This window comes from bacterium, from assembly GCA_030647005.1.
In the GTDB taxonomy this organism is placed as follows: domain Bacteria; phylum Patescibacteriota; class Patescibacteriia; order JACPHY01; family JACPHY01; genus JAUSKG01.
This window is the reverse complement of record JAUSKG010000022.1, coordinates 41,525-60,626: the sequence shown is the minus strand read 5'-3', so window position 1 is coordinate 60,626 and position 19,102 is coordinate 41,525. Positions and strand designations below refer to the sequence as shown.

General features: G+C 62.9%; 15 protein-coding genes. All 15 read left to right on the top strand.

All coding sequences use genetic code 11. From position 1 onward, the window contains the following. The first annotated feature begins 31 nt into the window (after window positions 1–31). On the top strand, window positions 32–4,006 hold the full coding sequence (locus Q7S96_03060; protein MDO8463226.1) for a MopE-related protein: 3,975 nt from the start codon (window positions 32–34) through the stop codon (window positions 4,004–4,006). Window positions 4,007–4,164: 158 nt separating this feature from the next. Further along, window positions 4,165–4,857 carry a citrate/2-methylcitrate synthase gene (locus tag Q7S96_03055; protein MDO8463225.1) on the top strand — a complete coding sequence of 231 codons (693 nt, stop codon included), beginning with the start codon at window positions 4,165–4,167 and terminating at the stop codon, window positions 4,855–4,857. A 9-nt stretch (window positions 4,858–4,866) separates the two neighbouring features. Next, on the top strand, window positions 4,867–5,922 hold the full coding sequence (gene pseB, locus Q7S96_03050) for a UDP-N-acetylglucosamine 4,6-dehydratase (inverting) (protein ID MDO8463224.1): 1,056 nt from the start codon (window positions 4,867–4,869) through the stop codon (window positions 5,920–5,922). Continuing rightward, on the top strand, window positions 5,919–8,444 hold the full coding sequence (locus Q7S96_03045; GenBank protein ID MDO8463223.1) for a glutamate-1-semialdehyde 2,1-aminomutase: 2,526 nt from the start codon (window positions 5,919–5,921) through the stop codon (window positions 8,442–8,444). Before pseB ends, Q7S96_03045 begins: the two co-directional genes overlap by 4 nt. Before the next feature lie 80 nt (window positions 8,445–8,524). After that, on the top strand, window positions 8,525–9,487 hold the full coding sequence (locus Q7S96_03040) for a hypothetical protein (protein MDO8463222.1): 963 nt from the start codon (window positions 8,525–8,527) through the stop codon (window positions 9,485–9,487). A 75-nt stretch (window positions 9,488–9,562) separates the two neighbouring features. Further along, window positions 9,563–10,447 carry an aldo/keto reductase gene (locus tag Q7S96_03035; protein MDO8463221.1) on the top strand — a complete coding sequence of 295 codons (885 nt, stop codon included), beginning with the start codon at window positions 9,563–9,565 and terminating at the stop codon, window positions 10,445–10,447. Continuing rightward, entirely contained in the window at window positions 10,386–11,471 is a 1,086-nt protein-coding gene (locus Q7S96_03030; GenBank protein ID MDO8463220.1) for a GNAT family N-acetyltransferase, read from the top strand. The genes Q7S96_03035 and Q7S96_03030 overlap by 62 nt, the downstream gene beginning before the upstream one ends. Then, window positions 11,468–12,472: an N-acetylneuraminate synthase family protein gene (locus Q7S96_03025; GenBank protein ID MDO8463219.1), complete on the top strand. Its 1,005-nt coding sequence runs from the start codon at window positions 11,468–11,470 to the stop codon at window positions 12,470–12,472. Before Q7S96_03030 ends, Q7S96_03025 begins: the two co-directional genes overlap by 4 nt. Next, window positions 12,469–13,251: an acylneuraminate cytidylyltransferase gene (locus tag Q7S96_03020; protein MDO8463218.1), complete on the top strand. Its 783-nt coding sequence runs from the start codon at window positions 12,469–12,471 to the stop codon at window positions 13,249–13,251. The genes Q7S96_03025 and Q7S96_03020 overlap by 4 nt, the downstream gene beginning before the upstream one ends. After that, the gene (locus Q7S96_03015; GenBank protein MDO8463217.1) at window positions 13,248–14,276 is read left to right on the top strand and encodes an N-acetylneuraminate synthase family protein; all 1,029 of its coding nucleotides are present in this window, start codon (window positions 13,248–13,250) and stop codon (window positions 14,274–14,276) included. Before Q7S96_03020 ends, Q7S96_03015 begins: the two co-directional genes overlap by 4 nt. Further along, entirely contained in the window at window positions 14,273–15,355 is a 1,083-nt protein-coding gene (locus Q7S96_03010; GenBank protein ID MDO8463216.1) for an ATP-grasp domain-containing protein, read from the top strand. Before Q7S96_03015 ends, Q7S96_03010 begins: the two co-directional genes overlap by 4 nt. After that, window positions 15,352–16,566: a hypothetical protein gene (locus Q7S96_03005; protein MDO8463215.1), complete on the top strand. Its 1,215-nt coding sequence runs from the start codon at window positions 15,352–15,354 to the stop codon at window positions 16,564–16,566. Before Q7S96_03010 ends, Q7S96_03005 begins: the two co-directional genes overlap by 4 nt. Continuing rightward, window positions 16,544–17,677, top strand: coding sequence for a hypothetical protein (locus Q7S96_03000; GenBank protein MDO8463214.1), 1,134 nt, complete (start codon window positions 16,544–16,546; stop codon window positions 17,675–17,677). The genes Q7S96_03005 and Q7S96_03000 overlap by 23 nt, the downstream gene beginning before the upstream one ends. Then, on the top strand, window positions 17,674–18,396 hold the full coding sequence (locus Q7S96_02995; protein MDO8463213.1) for an SDR family NAD(P)-dependent oxidoreductase: 723 nt from the start codon (window positions 17,674–17,676) through the stop codon (window positions 18,394–18,396). The genes Q7S96_03000 and Q7S96_02995 overlap by 4 nt, the downstream gene beginning before the upstream one ends. A gap of 6 nt (window positions 18,397–18,402) precedes the next feature. Continuing rightward, complete coding sequence (locus Q7S96_02990; GenBank protein MDO8463212.1) at window positions 18,403–19,101, top strand: PIG-L deacetylase family protein; 699 nt, start codon at window positions 18,403–18,405, stop codon at window positions 19,099–19,101. Window position 19,102 lies beyond the last annotated feature (1 nt).

The window sequence follows — 19,102 nt, the reverse complement described above, 5'->3', positions numbered from 1 at the left end:
ACAACAGAACAACGGAACGACGGAGGACGTGATGCGAAGATATGTGGTGATGGCGGCGCTCACATCCCTCGTGGGTGCGTGCGCCATGGACTTTGGCCCTTTGAGTGACTATCTCGCCTGTGATGCGGACGGCGCGTGCGCCACCAGGTACCGGTGCGCGCAGACATCGCTCGGCGCGGTGTGTCTCGACGACGCACAGTGGGCGCTTCGCTGTGGCAGCGACGAGGTCTGCGATGGCGCGGACAACGACTGCGATGGCGAGGTGGACGAGGGATTTGATGGACTCGGCGAGTCGTGCAGCGTGGGGGTTGGCGCGTGCGAGCGCACGGGCGAGACGCTCTGTGCGACGGACGGCAGTGCCCCGCGCTGTAGCGTGACGGCTGGCGCACCGGTTGCGGAGGTCTGCAACGGGCGCGATGATGACTGCGACGGTGCGACAGACGAGGATCTCAATGAGCGACACTTCGGCACCGCTGTTGGCGAGTGCCAGGAGGAGATCGTCACCTGCGTCACAGGTGTTGAAGATACCATCCAGCAGGCGCAGCACTCCAAGAATGAGGCCTGTGACGATCTCGATAACGATTGCGACGGCGCGACGGACGAGGATTTCGGCGACCTCGGGACCGCGTGCGCGGTCGGCGAGGGGGTGTGCCGCGCCATGGGTACCATCACCTGCGCGCCGCGCGGCGGTGGGACCGCATGCAACGCAGAACCTGGCATCCCAACCGTTGACCTCTGCGACGGTCTCGACAACAACTGCGACGGCGAGGTAGATGAGTTGTTCATGGATGAGCTCAGTACTCCGTGTACCGTGGGCGTCGGGCCGTGCCAGCGCAATGGGACAACCGTGTGCAGCGATGACGGGTTTCGTGTCGTCTGCGATGCGATGCCCGGCGACGCATCTGCGGAGATCTGCGACGGTCTCGACAACAATTGCGACGGTGTCGTAGACGATGGGTTTGGCGACGCGTGCTGCGTGCCGGATACCGAACGCTACTGCAGCACCGAGATCGGTGCATGCACGATTGGTCGGCAGCGGTGCGATGCGGGGCGCGCATGGGGGACGTGCACGGGCACCATGCCCGCAGCGGAGGTCTGCGATACCGTGGACAATGACTGCGACGGTGCGGTGGATGAGGACATCGTGGATTGCTGTCAGCCCGGGACCATCACTTCGTGCTCGACGATGGTCGGGACGTGCGTCGTGGGCGAGCAGCGGTGCGGTGCGGATCAGAAGTGGCAGTCCTGCACCGGCACTCTCCCATCACCGGACTTCTGCGACGGCCGCGATAATAACTGCGACGGCACCGTGGATGAGCTCTACGCGGCGATGCTCGGCATTCCGTGCAGCGTCGGCATCGGCCCCTGTCGTGCGGACGGTGTGACGGTGTGTACGGCAGATGGGTTCAGCGTTGTCTGCGGCGCGGTGCCCGGCGACCCGTCCGCGGAGATGTGCGATGGGATCGACAACGACTGCAACGGCGAGCGCGATGACGGGCTCGGCGATGGCTGCTGCCAGACGGGCCTCACGCGCGCGTGCTCGACGGAGATCGGTCAGTGCACGACCGGCACGCAGGAGTGCATCGCTCGCGCGTGGGGCGCGTGCTCCGGGCTCGAACCGACGGACGAGGCCTGCGACGGCGACGACAACGACTGCGACGGTACCGTGGACGAAGGTCTCCTCGACTGCTGCATCCCCGATACGCGCGTGTCGTGCTCCACTGGCGAGGGCGCGTGCGTCGCCGGTGAGCAGTGGTGCGATGCGACGTTCTCCTGGGGCGCGTGCTCCGGCACCATGCCCGAGCCGGACCTCTGCGACGGCGCAGACAACGACTGCGACGGCAACACCGACGAGCAGTTCGGCTGCGTCGGTGAACCCTGCACCGTGGGACGCGGTGTCTGCCAACGATCCGGCACGTCGGTGTGCTCGGCAGACGGTATGCATTGCGACTGCGATGTCGTGGCGGGTGATGTATCCGCAGAAGTTTGCGACGGCGCGGACAACGACTGCGACGGGTTCACCGATGAGCCGTGGGATGCGGTCATCGGGGATACTTGTTCCATCGGCACTGGCGCGTGCGAGCGTACGGGCGAGATGCGCTGTGCGCCAGACGGGAGCGGTGCGGTGTGCGATGCGGAGATCATGGTGCCCGTGGACGAGACGTGTGATGGCACCGACAACGATTGCGATGGCAACACCGATGAGGGTGTAGACGGCTGTTGCGACACGGGCATCGAGCGGCCCTGCGCCTTCACGAGCGGCACGTGCATCGAGGGCGTGCAGGACTGCATCGCTCGCGCATGGGGTCTGTGCTCCGGCACGTTTCCTTCCCAGGAGGTCTGCGACGGCGTGGACAACGACTGCGACGGTGACACCGATGAGCCGTGGTCGCTCCTCGTTGACGAGGAGTGCAGCGTGGGTCGTGGCGCGTGCGAGCGGACGGGCGTGTGGAGCTGCGCAGGCGACACGGCAATCGCGTGCAGCGTTGCGTCCGGTAGCATGACGACCGAGCGTTGCGACGGCGTGGACAACGACTGCGATGGCGCAACAGACGAGCTCGACGACCTCGTTCCAGACATCACGGGCACGAATGTCGGCGCATGCCAGCAGGGCGTGACGGCGTGCATCGGCGGTGTCCCCACAGTCATCGCGATCGAGATCGAGCCAACCGATGAGGTCTGCGACGGTCTCGATAACGATTGCAACGATGCCGTGGATGACGGCTTTCCCGATGAGGTCTGCGACGGCGCGGACAACGACTGCGACGGCGACGTAGACGAGCCATGGTCCCTGCTCCTTGGTGAGGAGTGTGACGTGGGCCGCGGTGTCTGTGAGCGCACAGGCGTGTGGGGCTGTGCGGGCGATACGGCGATCGCGTGCAGCGTTGCACCCGGCGACGCGACGACCGAGACGTGCGACGGCGTGGACAATGACTGCGACGGCAACACGGATGAGGGCATCCCCATGGTCGTGTGCTACAACGGTCCGGAAAGCACGGAAGGCATCGGCGTGTGTCGAACTGGCACGACGCTGTGCGCGGACGGCGTGCGGACGTGCGTCGGTGCCGTCTACCCATCCGCCGAGTGGTGCAACGGGTTCGATGAGGACTGTGACGGTGCTGCGGACGCGACGGTGGACGGCACCGGCAACATCTTTCCGCTCGTCCAGCCGTGCTACTCCGGCCCTCCGGATACGCTTGGCATCGGCGCGTGTACAAACGGCCTCCAGACGTGCATGCCGTACATCGGCCTGGCAGCCAACGTTCCCGTCACCCAGGTTCCGGTCTACTGTTCCATCGAGCCCGACGAGTGTCGTACCGCGTGGTGGGGCGTGTGCGACGGCGAGGTATTACCTACGCAAGAGATCTGCGGCGATACATTGGATTCCGATTGTGACGGGCGTGATAACGGCATGACGTTCCTTGAGGATTTCGAAGACGACTGTGCAATGCCGGAGGCAACCGTGACGAGCGACGTGCCGCTCACTTGTGTGCAGACCCCCGTGGACACCGAGGATCCGAATCGCACGCCGATCGGTAGCCGTTCGCTTGCAGTAGACGTGACCTATCAGGAGGGGACGACGCAAGCAGTATTCGAGTGGCCGATGCTGTTTTGTGCGTCGGATGTCGTTGGCGGGGTACGAATTTTCCCGCAGGTGATGATCGGCGGTGCGAACGTGGGGATGCTTTTTCAAGCGATGTTCGCCACGACAGCACTGGTGCGATTCGCCGCGTCGAGTGAATACGCAAGAGTGGAGGTGGTGCACGCAGACGGGTCGTCCTTCATGGAAGATCTTGGTATGGTGCTCGCCATGGGACGGTGGTACCACATCACCTGGCAGTTCACGGAAGGAGAGCGCCTCGCGTACTTCATAGACGGCGTGCTCGTGTTCGAAACGGTGTTGGATGTCGCCATTGAGGGCACGCGTCTCCGGCTTGTGGCATCCAGTAGTACTGCGCGTATTGCAATGGTGATTGACGAGGTTTCATTCGTGAGCCCGCCCTAGCGTTGGTGGAGTACGTGCAGCCCCTCTTCTGGGGGCTGCATTTCGTTCATTGGACACGCTCTCGTTGTTTCGCAATGATGGGGATACGGATGTTGCGGCACTCTTCAGGAGCTTGGAGAGATGCACGCTGTTCGTCGCGGAGCAGTGGTATGCATACTATGAATTCCACGCATCATGAGCATGCACCCGACGTTGTCGGCGTTCCGCTCGCGTCCCTCATCGCCGAGGCATCGTTCGTGGATGTGGTGTTTCTCCTCCTTCGCGGATCGCGGCCGCTTGAGCGCGAGCGCGCCATGCTCGATGCGATGCTCGTCGCTGCGTGCGATCACGGAGAGGAGCCACCATCCACCGTGGCGGCGCGGGTCTCGGCTTCGACGGGGAACGCGCTCCACACCGCGATCGCCGCCGGCATTCTCACCATGGGGCCGCGGCACGGGTGCGCGGTGAGTGCGGCGATGGAGTTGTTAGCGCGCGCGGGCGATCCGGTCGCGGTTGTGCATGCAGCCATCGCCGCAGACGAACGTCTCCCCGGTTTTGGGCATAAGGTGTATACGGAGGAGGACCCGCGGACCACCGCACTTTTTATTCGCGCCTCGACGCTCGGGATCGCAGGGCCTCCTTTGGAGCGTGCTCGTGCGCTCTCGGAGGCACTCGCGACGGCGAAGGGTCGTCGTATCCCTCTGAATGTGGACGGATGCCTTGCGGCGCTCGCGCTCGCGCTCGGCTTTCCCTCCGCAGCTGGTAACGCGTTGTTTCTCGTGAGTCGTCTTCCCGGACTCGCTGCGCACGCTCTCGCTGGGAGTACCATGACCTCCTACATGCGCGCACCGGCATCATCGGAAAATCGGTAACGATCATCTATGCCATACGCGGAGTTCGACGGCAGCACCATTCTCATTACCGGCGGCACCGGTTCACTGGGTAAGCAACTCACCCAGTACATCCTCGCGAATTGGAAACCGAAGAAACTCATCATCTTCAGCCGCGATGAGCTCAAGCAATATGAGATGCAGCAACAGTTGAGCACCGAGCGGTACCCCTGTCTCCGGTACTTCATCGGTGACGTGCGTGATCGCGAGCGGCTCATCCGTGCATTCCATGGAGTGGACTACGTCGTGCACGCAGCGGCATTGAAGCAGGTTCCGGCCGCGGAGTACAATCCCGCGGAGTGCATTCGCACGAACGTCATGGGTGCTATGCATGTCATTGATGCTGCGTTGGAGAATGGCGTGAAGCGTGTTATTGCGCTCTCGACAGACAAGGCGTGTAACCCGATCAATCTTTACGGCGCAACGAAGCTCTGCTCGGACAAGCTTTTCATTGCCGCGAACGCGTACGGCAGTGGACATGAGAAGGTTTTTACGGTTGTACGGTATGGAAATGTCATAGGTTCCCGTGGGTCAGTCATTCCGTACTTCCGGCAGTGCGCGGTACAGGGTGTTATTCCGGTTACAGACCCCCGCATGACGCGGTTCTGGATTACGCTCGATCAGGCGGCGCGGTTTGTGCTCGGCGTGCTCATGGCCGCAAAGGGGTATGAGATTTTCGTGCCGAAGATTCCCTCGATGAAAATTTCTGATCTCGCGGAAGCGATTGCGCCAGGCGTTCGACAGGAGCATGTCGGTATTCGTCCGGGAGAAAAGATCCACGAAGTGCTCATTGGTCGTGATGACTCCCGGAACACGCTGGAATTCCGTGGGTACTACATGCTCCTCCCGCAGGATCGTTTTGCACAGCGCGCTGCAGCGTACCGGGACGCAGCGCGTTGTCGCGATGGGTTTGAGTACAGTTCAGACAGTAACTCCTGGTTCTTTGATGTGTCGCATCTTCGGCAGGCCATTGCGGTACTCGATGGCGCACAGCATGCCGAGCACCTGCACATACCGATTGCAACGCCGTCCGGCGCACCAGTATGAACGAGCAGATCATTCCGTACGGACGCCAGATGGTGGATGCGGACGACATCGCGGCGGTAGCTGCGGTCCTCCGGTCTGCGACGATCGCCCGCGGGCCGACGATTGCCGCATTTGAGCGCGCGCTCGTCCCGGTCGTTGGTACGCCGCACGTCGTCGCATGCTCTTCCGGAACTGCGGGACTGCACCTCGCTTGTCTCGCGGCAGGAATTGGTACGGGCGATGAGGTTATTGTTCCTGCGATCACCTTCGCAGCAAGTGCAAACTGCGTTGCATACTGCGGTGCGGTGACGGTGTTCGCGGACGTTGACCCCGCGACGACATGCGTGGATGTCGCGGATGTTGCACGGAAGGTGACTGCACGGACGCGCGCGATCATTCCCGTGCACTTTGCCGGACAGAGCGCGGACATGGACGCAATCGCCATGATCGCGCGCGATGCGGAGCGGCGATTTGGCAAGAAGGTTTGGATTATTGAGGACGCGTGCCATACGCTCGGGTCCGTCTATCGCGGGCAGATCATCGGTGCGTGCACGCAGAGCGATTTCGCGGTGTTCAGCTTTCATCCCGTGAAGCACATTACGACTGGGGAAGGCGGCGCAGTCACCGCGCGCGATGCGGCGCTCCGCGATCGCATCGCGCTGCTCCGCGGTCACGGCATCACGAAAGACCCGCTTCAGTTTCGATCACCGGCTGACGGGCCGTGGTATCACGAGGAGATTGCATTGGGGTACAACTACTTCCTCACGGATCTCCAGGCGGCACTCGGCATTTCGCAGCTCCAGAAGCTCCCGCAGTTCATGGCGCGCCGTCGCGCGATCGTCGCGGCGTACGATGCGGCGTTTTCCGGTATCCCACACCTCACGCCGCCGACATGGCTGCCCGATCGCGTGACGAACGCGCACCTGTATGTCCTCCAGTGTGATTTTGCCGCGCTCGGGACGACGCGCGCGGCAGTCGTTGCGGACCTCGCTGCTCGCGGGGTTGGGACGCAAGTACACTATCTCCCCGTGTACCGTCACCCGTACTACCGTGCGCAGTCCGCGTACGCTGCCGTGCGGTGTCCGAGCGCCGAGGCGTACTACGACCACTGCCTCACGATTCCGCTCTTCCCTGCCATGAGTGATGACGACGTGCAGCGTGTCATCGCCACCGTCACGCAATGCATCCAACACTATTCCGCACTCCCTGCACGTCGTGATGTCTCTCCGCGCACCAGCGCGTCACTCGATGCGCTCCTCGCTCGCCGCCATGATCTTATCCCCGGTGGTGCGCATACGAATTCGAAAGGCGATGATCAGTTCTCCGCCAATGCGCCCGCGGCCATCGTGCGCGGGAATGGTGCGCGCGTGATCGGTAGCGACGGCGTGGAGTATGTGGACTGGTGCATGGGGTTGCGCTCCGTGCTCCTTGGGCACTGCTACCCGGCGGTGCAGGAGGCCGTGCGCGCGCAGATGGACATGGGCACCAATTTTGGACGCCCGCACGTTGTCGAGTTTGAGCTTGCAGATCTCCTCACCGCGAAACTTCCGCACGCGGACATGGTCAAGTTTGCAAAGAATGGTTCCACAGTGACGACGGCGGCAACGAAGCTCGCGCGGGCGTTTACCGGACGGAAGTACATCGCCGCGTGCAATCAGCCGTTCTTCAGTTACGACGATTGGTTCATTGGCACCACTGCATGCGACGCAGGCGTCCCCGAGGAGATTAAGGGATTGACATTAAAGTTCGCCTATAACGATCTCGCGAGTGTCGAGCAGCTTTTCGCGGAGCATCCCGGAGAGATTGCGTGCGTCATTATGGAGGCGATGACCACGGAAGATCCGGCGCCTGGGTTTTTGGAGGGCGTGCGCGCGATTACTGCACGCGAGGGCGCGTTGCTCATCATGGACGAGATGATTACGGGCTTCCGGTTTGGTATCGGTGGCGCGCAGGCGCGGTACAAGATCCATCCGGATCTTTCGACGTACGGCAAGGGCATTGCCAACGGATACTCGTGCGCAGTGCTCGCCGGACGGCGCGATGTCATGGAGCTCGGCGGTCTCCATCACGATAAGCCGCGCGTGTTTCTTATTTCGACGACCCACGGCGCAGAAACGATTGCGCTTGCGGCAGCGTATGCAGCGATCATCACGGTCGAGCGCGAGGATGTTGCACGGCACCTCTGGGAGCGCGGGGTGCAGCTCCAGAACGGTCTTCGTAGCCGCCTTGCCGCCGCAGGGCTTACCGATTCCATCCGCGTCATCGGTTTCCCATGCAACACGATGGTACAGTGCACCGAGCGCGATGGGACGGTTTCGCTCGTACTGAAGACGATACTCCTGCAGGAGATGATCAAGGAGCGGATGCTCTTCCAAGGTGCGTTTGTGCTTTCCTTCTCACACGGCGACGCGGAGATTGCCGAGACGCTCGCCGCAGTGGAGCGCGTGCTCCCCGCGTATTCGCGCGCGCTCAATGATACCGCGCACCGTGATCGGTATCTCGTGGGACCCGCAGTGAAGCCGGTGTTCCGGAGGTACAATTGACGTGTGGTACCGCAGATACTTGCGTCTTTCGCCGCAGCAGGATACTGTTGCGGCGTGGTTCTTTTCCATGGAGAATAGTGATGGTAGATGTCTACGGTGGATTGTGGTTTGAGAATCTCGTCGCACAGGATCAGCACTTCGTACTCCAGTGCGTGCTCTTCGAGCGTGGCATCATACAGGGTATTCAGATGCGCGTCGCACATTCGAGCTACACACCTGGGGTCACCACGGATGATCTGCCGGGCATCGTGGCTCGACTGCCCACCGGAATGCCAGTGTTTGTGCACTTCGGTGCCGAGAACTGCGGGGTGGATTTTGCGGAGCGATTCGACGAGACCGGTTCCTACGCGATACGCGGGAGACCGCTCGATCGCAGCTGGGCGGAATGGTGCGCGGAAACCATCGTGTGGGGGAAATGCGTCGCACGCGCAGCAGTGCGCCCGCATGGCATCCCCATGGGCGTGGTGCATCCCGGGTACGGGCAGTACCACGATGACGGCGAGGCGCGGCGGCGGATGATGGACGCACTCGGTGGTCTCGATGATGGGTCGTGTCTCGCGGTGGAGAACGTGCCCCCTGTCGTCAAGCGGGAGTGGTACGAGGCCGTGATTGGTGCGCGCACGTCCTGGAGTCGGGATATGTTTTGGGGGTTCGGTGGTACGCCGGAGGACATGGAGATGCTCCTCGTCGCCCTCGGGTCCGGGTGGCGCTGCCTCATTGATTTCACACACGTTGCGGTTGCTGTAAATCAGTACACCGTGCTGGCAAAGGAATCCCCGACGTGCTCGGTGCTCGATTGGTTTGATCGCTCCATTGCGGCGTACCTCGCGCTGCCGCACTGGCCCATCTGTCACTTCTCTGGCATCCCGCCGACACTTATTGATGTGAGCGACTACATGGACGCGCCGGCTCCAGCGCCGATCCGCGACGCGCTCAAGACCATGGAAATTGTTTGCCTCGAAATTCCGTTCCGTCAGTGGTCCGCTGAGCGCATCATTGCGGACTTCCGGGCGCGGTACCTCGACGCACGCGGCCCCGTATGATACCAGTGCGCCGCCCGATATCCCGGGCGGCGTTTCGTTTGACAGCGCAGGGGATACGGACTGCAATGGCTATGTATGGGTAATCTCATGCTCGGTACGGCTCAACTTGGGCAGCGGTACGGCATTGCCAATCGTGTCGGGCAGCCAGATATGGTTGGCGCGCATGCGATTATCGCGGCAGCGTGGGGGGCGGGAGTTCGTGCGTTCGATACGGCGCCGGACTACGGGGATGCCGAGGAGCGAATGGGAGCGGCATTCCGTACGCTCGACATCGCTGATGCCGCGCGGGTCACGACGAAACTGGGGGCGGAAGGTGACGGCGCGGATGCGGCGGCGATCGTGCAGAGCGTGGGTGCATCGCGGGAGCGCCTTGGCGTTGCGCGACTCGATGGTCTCCTGGTGCGGCGGACGCTCCTCGCGCGGTGGGGCACGGTTCGTCCTGCACTCGTGCAGATGATCGGTGGCGGCGTCGTTGAGCATATCGGGATATCGGTCTACACTCCGGAGGAGGCGTTGGCTGCGTTGGCGCTCACGGATGTCACATTCGTGCAGGTACCCACGAGCATCGTGGATCGTCGGTTTCTCACAGCCGAGATATTCGATCGCGCTGCCGCGTTGGGAAAGCGTATCGTCGTGCGGAGCGTGCTGCTCCAAGGGCTCCTGACGATGGCGCCGGACGACGCGCCGCCGATTCCGGGTGCACGCGAGGCACTCGCGGGTATTCGGCGTGTGTGTGATGACCGTGCGGTTTCGCCGATCGCGCTGGCACTTGCGTACGTGCGTGAACGATGCCCTGCTGCGGACGTGCTCGTTGGCGCAGAGACGGCATTGCAGGTTGCGGAACTCGCAGCAGCGTGGAATGCGCCGTGCGGTGCATGTGCTGCTATCCTTGAACAGTATGTCCCTCCAGGAACCAGCGGCCTCGTGGACCCCACGCGATGGCATGCCGCTGTCGGGTAATCCCGCGCTCGACGCGATCCACGCGCGTATCCTGACGCAGGCACCGGAGCGTGCGGATGCGATTGTGTGGCTCCAGGGCAACGGATACGATAGGGGAGCGAAGGTTCTTGCGTTGTTTCGCGGCGGTTTTGCTGCGCAGGTCGCGATTACGGGCAATCGTGTTCGCTCTCCGGTGACCGTGGACCATCTCGCGGGGTGGCTCTGCGAACGCGCGGTGCCCGTATCGGCCATCGTACTCGATGCCAATGCGATGCATACGCGCGATCAGGCCGTTCATGTGCTCGCGCTCGCGCAGGAGTATCAATGGCGTACACTTCTCCTCGTCGCCTCCCCACACCACCAGCTCCGCGCGTTTCTCACGTTCCTGAAGCGCGCGCAGGAGGTCGGGTGGTTTGGGCGTATCGTGAACCAGCCCGCGGAGTTGCCGTGGGGTGCGGTGCCGAGCGAACGCCGGGATACCGCTGCCGCAGCCGTCATACTGGAGTACGCGAAGATCCGTGCGTATGCCGCGCACGTCGCAGCGCCCGCCGATGCCGAACGGCATCTTGCCGCGCGCATGTCGCGTGTGGTGACGCTCCGGCCCGCGACGCTCGCGGATGCGGCGACGCTCTTCGCGTGGCGAAATGATCCTTCTGCGTACCAGTTTTACCGTACACCGCATGCGGTCCCATGGGATGCGCACGTCGCATGGGTGGCATCCGTACTCGCGGATCCTACGCGTGCGCTGTACATCGTCAGCACCGATGGGATGCCGGTAGGGCAGGTGCGCTTTGATCAGCACGCGGATACCGCGGAGATCACGCTTGCGATCGCCGCCGAGCATCGCGGCAAGGGATTGGGCGCGGCCGCGTTGCGTGAGGCGGGTGCGGCGTGCCGGACCGCATTCCCCGACGTGCGTTCCATCACCGCGGAGATTGCCGAAGAGAATGCGGCGTCGCTCGCACTCTTCGCGTCAGCTGGGTTTCGTGCGGTCGGTCGTCGTGGGCAATTTGTGATGCTCACGCGCACCACGCAATCCCTATGAGCACCACATTTGTGACCGCTGCGCCGCCATTCCTCATTGCGGAGGTTGCGCAAGGATACGAAGGGAGCGAAAAACTTGTTGCATTGTTCGTGCAGGCCGCTGCCGCCGCGGGAGCGGACGCGGTGAAGTTTCAGATTTTCTACGCGGACGAGTCGGCATTCCCCGATTACACGCACTACGCGCTGTACAAGCAGCTCGAGCTTCCGCCTGCGGTGTGGGAGCGGGCAGTTGCCGATGCGCACGCGCGAGGTATGGCGTTTTACGCCGATGCTATCGGTCGCGCGTCCTTTGCGATGTTAGAGCGGATCGGCGTTGATGGCTACAAAGTGCATACGAGCAACATTGCGAACACCCCGCTCCTCCATGTGGTCGCCGCACAGAGCAGTCGCGAGCGGCACATGCTCATTTCAACGGGCGGGTGTCTCCCCGATGAAGTGGATGCCGCCGTTGCACTTTTCGCCGGGCATCCGATCACGATCATGCATGGGTTTCAGGCAGAACCAACCGATATTGCAGATAACAATCTTCGAAGAATCACGACGCTGGCAGAGCGGTATCGTGCGTCCATCGGGTTTCAGGATCACACCGCTGGTGATTCCGATCTCGCGCCGTTCACGGCGTTCATGGCGATCGGATTGGGGGCGACCGTGATTGAGAAGCACCTGACGCTCTCCCGCAGGGCGGGTATGGAAGATTGGGTGTCTGCGCTCACCCCGGAAGAGTTTCTCGATTTTTCCCAGAAAGTAAAAACCGCATACGCTGCGCTCGGTTCGCAGGAGTGGGCACTCACCGATCGGGAGTGGGCGTACCGCAAGAAGCTGCAGCGGACGGTGTGCGCGTACCGAGACATCGCGCCGGGCGAGGTGATGTGTGCCGAGGATCTTATCCTGAAGCGCACGAGCAAGATTAATACCATCACCGCAGTTGCGGATGTTATAGGAAAGCGTGCGCGTCGTGCAATCGCATCGGACACGATCATTGCAGCTGGTGATCTTGTATGAAACTTGCCGCCATCCTCGCGTGTCGCAACCAGTCGTCGCGATTGTATGCGAAGCCACTCCAGAACCTCGACGTGGAGCGCGGCGTTTCGATTCTCGATTATCTCGTTGCGCAGCTGCAGCAGCGGCTCGAGATTGACGACATCGTGCTCTGTATTTCCGAGCGCGAAGAGAACGCGGTGTATCGGCAGAAGAGCGCAGCGTATGGGATCCCATTTGTGGTTGGCGATGAGCGTGATGTATTGCGTCGGCTCATCCTGGGGGCCGAGCGCGTGGGTGCGGATCATGTGTTCCGTGTGACGACGGAGAGTCCATTTCCATATCTCGGGTGTTTACCGAGCGTGTGGCAGTACCATCAGGAGCACGCCTTGGATTATTCTGGGGTGTTCGGGTTGCCGGATGGGGCATCATTTCAGATTATTCGTACCGATGCCCTGCGCGCATCGTGGGAAAAGGGGGACGAGCGGCATCGGAGCGAGCTCTGCGGGCTTTACATCCGTGAACATCCGGAGGAATTTCACGTCATGAACCATCCCGCACCGCTGTCCATTGATCCGCAGCGGTATCGGCTCACCGTGGATTGGCCGGAGGATTTGGTGGTGATGCGGGCCATCTATGCGGGGATTGGGTTGTCGCCAGCGGTACCGCTGGACTTCCCGCGCATCATATCCTTCCTTGACGCGCATCCGGAGATCAATCGGGTGAATAATTGGATTGATGCTGGCGTCGGCAGGGCGTGGTATATGAATACTACTGCTCCCGGAGCAACGGGTATTGTATGACCATGGATTATCGTTCGCTCACGATTGCGACGTCTCGTATTGGCGATGCGTGCCCGGTGTACGTCATCGCCGAGATTGGCATCAACCACAACGGGAATCTCGACCTCGCAATGGAGATGGTGCGACGGTCGGCCGCGGCGGGTGCGGACGCGGTGAAGTTTCAGCTCGTGGACGCGGCGCGCGACTATGCGCCGGGGACGCCATCGTACGAGTTGTTTCGGCACATTGCGTTGCCGCCCGGGGCGTGGGAGCGCATTGCCCGTGCAGCCGCAGACGTCCACATTTCGGTGTTTGCGTCCTTTGCGATGCCAGAAGACATCGCCACGATTCGCGCGCTCGGCTTTCCTGCGATAAAGATTTCCTCCGGGAATCTCACCAACCTTCCGCTCCTCCGTGCGGCCGCGACGTCTGGATTGCCGCTCATCATTTCGACCGCGATGAGCACCCAGGAAGAGGTTGCATGGACCGTACGGACGGTGGAGGAGGCGGGGTGTCGCCAGCTTGCAATCCTCCACTGCACCGCGCGCTACCCATTACCCCCTGAGGATGCCAACCTCCGTGTGATCACGACGCTTCGTGACGTGTTTCCATATCCGGTGGGATACTCCGATCACAGCATTGGTGCAACCTGTGCGATTGCGGCAGTTGCGCTTGGCGCACAGATTATCGAGAAGCATGTGACGCTTGACCGGGCGCTCTCGGGCCCTGATCACCATTTCTCCGCGACAATGGAGGAATTCGCAGACCTCATCCGCGCCGTGCGGGCCACCGAGGCAGCCCTCGGGTCTGGCGTGAAGGTGCCGGTGACGGCCGAGGTGCCGCTCCGTGCGCAGTATCGGCGAACCATTGTTGCGGCGCGCGATCTCCCTGCGGGGACCACGCTGACGCCGGATGTCGTGACCGCGAAGCGCGCCGCAACGCCGGGCATTGACGCGCGGGAGTATGACACGCTCCTCGGCCGCCGTCTCGTCCGCGCAGTCGCGAAAGATGCGCCGGTTACCGCAGATGCGATTGCTGTCGTATGATGCGGCGCACCCACATCGCCGTCACCTGCATCGGCGGTCGCTACACGTACGATCTCTGCACCGCGCTGCGCACCGCGGATGATCTCGATGCGTTCATCGTGGGTATTGATGCAAATGCCGATGCGGCTGGCAGGCGATTTGTTGATGTGTTCGCGGTGCTCCCGATGGCCGAGGAGGATCCCGAGCGCTACATTGCGGCGCTTTTCGCACTCCACGCACGCGAGCGCCTCGATGTCATTCTGCCGGGATCGGAGGCCGAGTGTCGTGTGCTTGCTGCACACCGTGATGCGCTCCTCGCGGCGGGAATAATCCCCGCGGTTCCGGCGCACGACATCGTGTCCTGTCTCACGGATAAGCGTGCGACGCTCGCGTTTCTCGCGGCGCGCGGCATCGCAGTGGGTGCATTTGCCGTGGTGGACGATTGGTGTGTGGCGCGCGAAGCGGCGGCGCGTCTCGGGTATCCGGATCGGCGTGTCGTGCTCAAACCCGGACGGAGCACGGGATCGCGCGGGGTTATTATCCTCGATGCTCGTGTGCGCACGTTCCGTTCGCTCCTTCCCGACCTCCCGGAGCGCGCGTGCGGGACCGGATCGCTCGACGCGGCCGTGGCGCAGGGCATCGCGCTCGCAGGATATCTCGCGATGCCCTACTACGGCGGCGCGGTCTACGATGTGGACGTGGTGGCGCGTGGCGGTATCCCGGAGCAGGTGATTCCGCGGCTGCGGTTGTACGATCCATTGCTCCCGGTGAACGCTGGGTGTCGCGTCGCGTGCGAACCCGATATCATGGAATACGTCGGCGCGATCGTGCGCGCGTTCGGCATCCACGGTGCGTGCGATTTTGACATTGCGCGCGATGCGGATGGTGCCCCGCGCCTCCTCGATGCCAGCGTGCGCATGAGTGGCGCAGTTGGCGCCGCGGTGGTCGCCGGCGCCAATGTGCCAGCCGCGGTTGTTCGTGTGCTGCTTGGGTATCCGGCACGTCCGGAGGCGGTGCATGATGGTCTTGTAATGTACCCCGTTGCGCACTTTGCGCCCGTCATCGCGGCATCAGTGCCCGCGCGGGTTCCCGTGCTATGAACCGTGTCCTCCTCATTGGCTGCGGTGCCGAAATCGGCGCGTCGCTCGTTGCGATGAACGATCCCGCGGCAGACGGCTTCCGCATCACGACGATCCTGACGCATCCCATTGAGGGCGATACAAAGCACCCGCACCTCGATGCGCTCGATGCCCTCTACGCGCGCATTGTGCTCGCGGAGCCGGAGCTTCTTGATGTCGTCCGCGTCGATCGCGTGCAGCAGGCGCTCGTCGTCCGCGGTCATCTCATTCGTGTTGTGTGGGGCGATAGCCAGACGGCGGACCTCACTGCACTGGGCGAGCGGTACGCCGTTGCGATCCTGGCGACTTCAAAGAAGGAGATCGGGGACGACGCCGTCATCCGCCGGTTCACGGACGTGGCGCGATTCGTTGTGGGCGTTGCCGAGGCAGCACAGCTCCCGTCGCTGTACATCAACCTCATCGGCGCGCCGTCGCGGTTCCTCCCGAACCCGTTGCGGTCGATTGGTGCGGATCGCGTCTTCGCACTGGGGTCTTGTCAGAGCAACGGGTGGGCGGCGCAACTCCGCGGACTACTCGAACTCGCGGAGCGCATGGATGTCTCCCAGTGGGATATCCGTCGGCTCGAGGTAGATATCGTGCACCCGGATACACCGACCGGACGCCTCGGGACCAAATCATTTGAGGCGCGGAGCCAAGATGCTCGGAACAATCTCCGGCCGAGTTTTTCGCAGCTCGAGATGGCGATGGCGACACTCTTTCCCGAAGTGCCCGGCGTGAACACCGTCGCCCTTCGGACGCTCATCATGCCGCCAGGGTACCAGCTCTCGCGATTTTTCCTCCGCTACCGGACCGCGAGCGGCGTTCGTATCACGCACCGCGATGTCGCAGCGGCGTTTGCGGACACTGCGGTGCGTCTCCCGCACACGCTGCGCATGGCGGATGTGCCGCTCGGGAGCCGCGGGTTTGAGCGATGTCGTGCATCCGCAGTGGTCCTTGCGAGTGAGCGGTTCCTCCAGTGGAGCGATGATGCGTTCGGGATCGGTGGAAACCCGGTGAGCGAGCTGCTCGTGCAAGCGTATGTGCACAATGTTCGCGGGTACTGCCGGAGTGTGCTCGACGCCGTTCGGTACCTCACCACCGCTACTCGTCCCGAGTGTTTCACGACGCTGTCGCGCGCCGCGCGTACGATGCCGTCTGTTGCCCCCATGCATGCGCATTCTCAAATCGTCTGACAAGTACTGCATTGCGGTGGTTGGTGTGCCAGGCGGTGAGCGCGTCGTGAAGATTGCGCTCGGCGATGGTGCGCAGCTCCGCGCGGAGGTGGCACGCATCCGCGCTCTCGGTGCGTATACGTCGCTCCGTTACCGGCTCCCGCCCATCCTCGCGGCGGGGGTGTGCACTGCGGGGGTCTTCCGCGGAAAAGAATCCTACGTCATGCCCCGGCTCGCCGGACGTACGTTTTCGGAGCACACGCAGAGCGTGCTCACGGCATCCGACGAGCTTGCCGCTGCATTTCGCACCGTGCTCGCGGCGCTCCTCGACATCGCCGCAGAGCATTGTCCGGATCCCGCGTACGACGGCGGAACGGGTCGCTATTTTCGCACGGCGCTCCGCGGCGAGCTTGATGCCGTCCGCGCATTGGAGCCGTTTCCGTACCTCCTCGCTGCGGACGGAGTGACCTTGGACGGCGTCCGGTACGCGCCGCTCGCCGTGCTCGTGGATCGCATCCTCACCTCCAATGCGGTGGGCGCACTCGACACCGGGCCGTCGGATATCGCATCCCTTGGCCACTGGAATTTCCACGGCGACAATCTTGTGCTCGAAGACCTCGCGCGTGCCGCCGCGTTTCGGGTGATTGATCCGGACGTGCGTATGGCGACGGCGGATCCGCTCTACGGCGTCGCACGGTTCGCATACACGTTCCCCCATGACACCGCGGATTACCAGCAGTACCTCATCCGCTCGTCGCTCTACACGTCCGGTGCGCCCGATTTCCGCATCACGTTCCTCTGGCCCGAAGTTGCATACCGCCACTACGTCGAACAATTTGCGCCATTCGTTGCTCCGACGGACGATGCGCTCGTCGCGCTCGATCCGCGGTTTGCCGATGGACGCATGCGCCTTCGGTTTCGACTCTCGTACCTGCAGTGCCTCCTCCGTGGCGTGTCCGCAAACTACGAGCGGGCGGTGGAGTTCGTGGATGGCGAGGCAACTGCGTTCCGTCACGCGAGCACGCTGCTCTTTCTTCATGCGCTCCGGTTCGCTGCGCACACCGCCGCAATCGTCGCGTCGCAGTCGGAAGCGCGGCGCGAGCCGGCGTCCATACGCACTGCATCCGTATGACCACGAGCACGCTTCACGGCCGTACGGCACTCGTGACCGGTGGCACCAAAGGCATCGGTCGCGCGATCGCCGATGCGCTCACGAGCGCGGGTGCGCGCGTGTGGGTCACCGCGCGCACGATGCCTGCGGTGTCTACGAGTGCGGTGATCGTGTGCGACGCGGTTGATCCCGCCGCCATCGCCGCACTCGCCGATCATCTCGGTGGCGAGTGTGCATCATTGGACATCCTGGTGAACAATGTTGGCGATGCGGTGCGGCGGTCATCGTTTACCGCATCGGATGATACGCTCTGGCGCGCGGCGCTCGATACCAATCTCCTTTCGACGGTACGCACAACGCACGCACTCCTCTCGTTGCTCACTGCATCAACACACGCGGTCATTGTGAATGTATCGTCCATTGCTGCACGCACCGGCGGGTCCGGTGATTCGCTCCACTATGCAGTGGCGAAGGCCGGGGTAGACGCATTTACGATCGGCCTCGCGAAGGAGCTCGGGCCACGTGGCGTGCGTGTTGTTGGCGTCGCGCCAAGCGTGATTGCGACGGATTTTCAAGCGCGTCATTCCACTGCCGATCGTACGGATCGGATCATCGCACAAACCCCGCTCGGGCGCGTTGGTACGCCGGATGATGTCGCGAGCGTCGTCGCGTTCCTCGCATCCGACGCAGCGCGGTACATTTCCGGTGAGACCGTGCTCGTGAGCGGAGGGCGTCGGTAACCATATATGGCATTTTCAATACCGCGGAGCGTACTCATCGTTGCCGCGCATCCCGATGACGAAGTACTCGGTTGTGCGGGGACGGTTGCAAAGTGGGTGCGTGCGGGCGCGACCGCGCATGTGCTCGTTCTCGGAGAAGGTGAGACCGCGCGGCATGCGACGCGCGCTGTGGGGCTTGCGCAACACGCAGTGGTTGATGGGCTTCAAGCGGCGGCACAGGGTGCGGCAGCAGCATTGGCGGTTGCTTCCGTACGTGTCCTCGATTTTCCGGATAACCGTTTTGATACCGTTCCGCTCCTCGACATTGCGAAGGCCGTGGAGGCGGCGGTTGCGGAGCATCGTCCCGACACGATTCTCACGCATCACCGCGGCGACCTCAATGTGGACCATCGCGCAACGTTCGCAGCAGTGCTCACCGCGTGTCGGCCGCTCCCTGGCATGTGCGTGCGGACGATTCTCTCATTTGAGACGCCGTCCGCAACCGAGTGGAACAGCCCCGCTGCCTTTGCGCCGACGCTCTTTGTGGACATCACCGACACACTCGCAACGAAACATGAAGCGCTCCGGCACTACGAGCGGGAGATGCGCCCCTTTCCGCATCCGCGGTCGCATGAGGCGATTGATGCGCTCGCATGCTGGCGCGGCGCGACGGCTGGCTTGCGTGCGGCCGAGGCGTTTGAGGTGGTGCGCATCATTGCGTCATAGT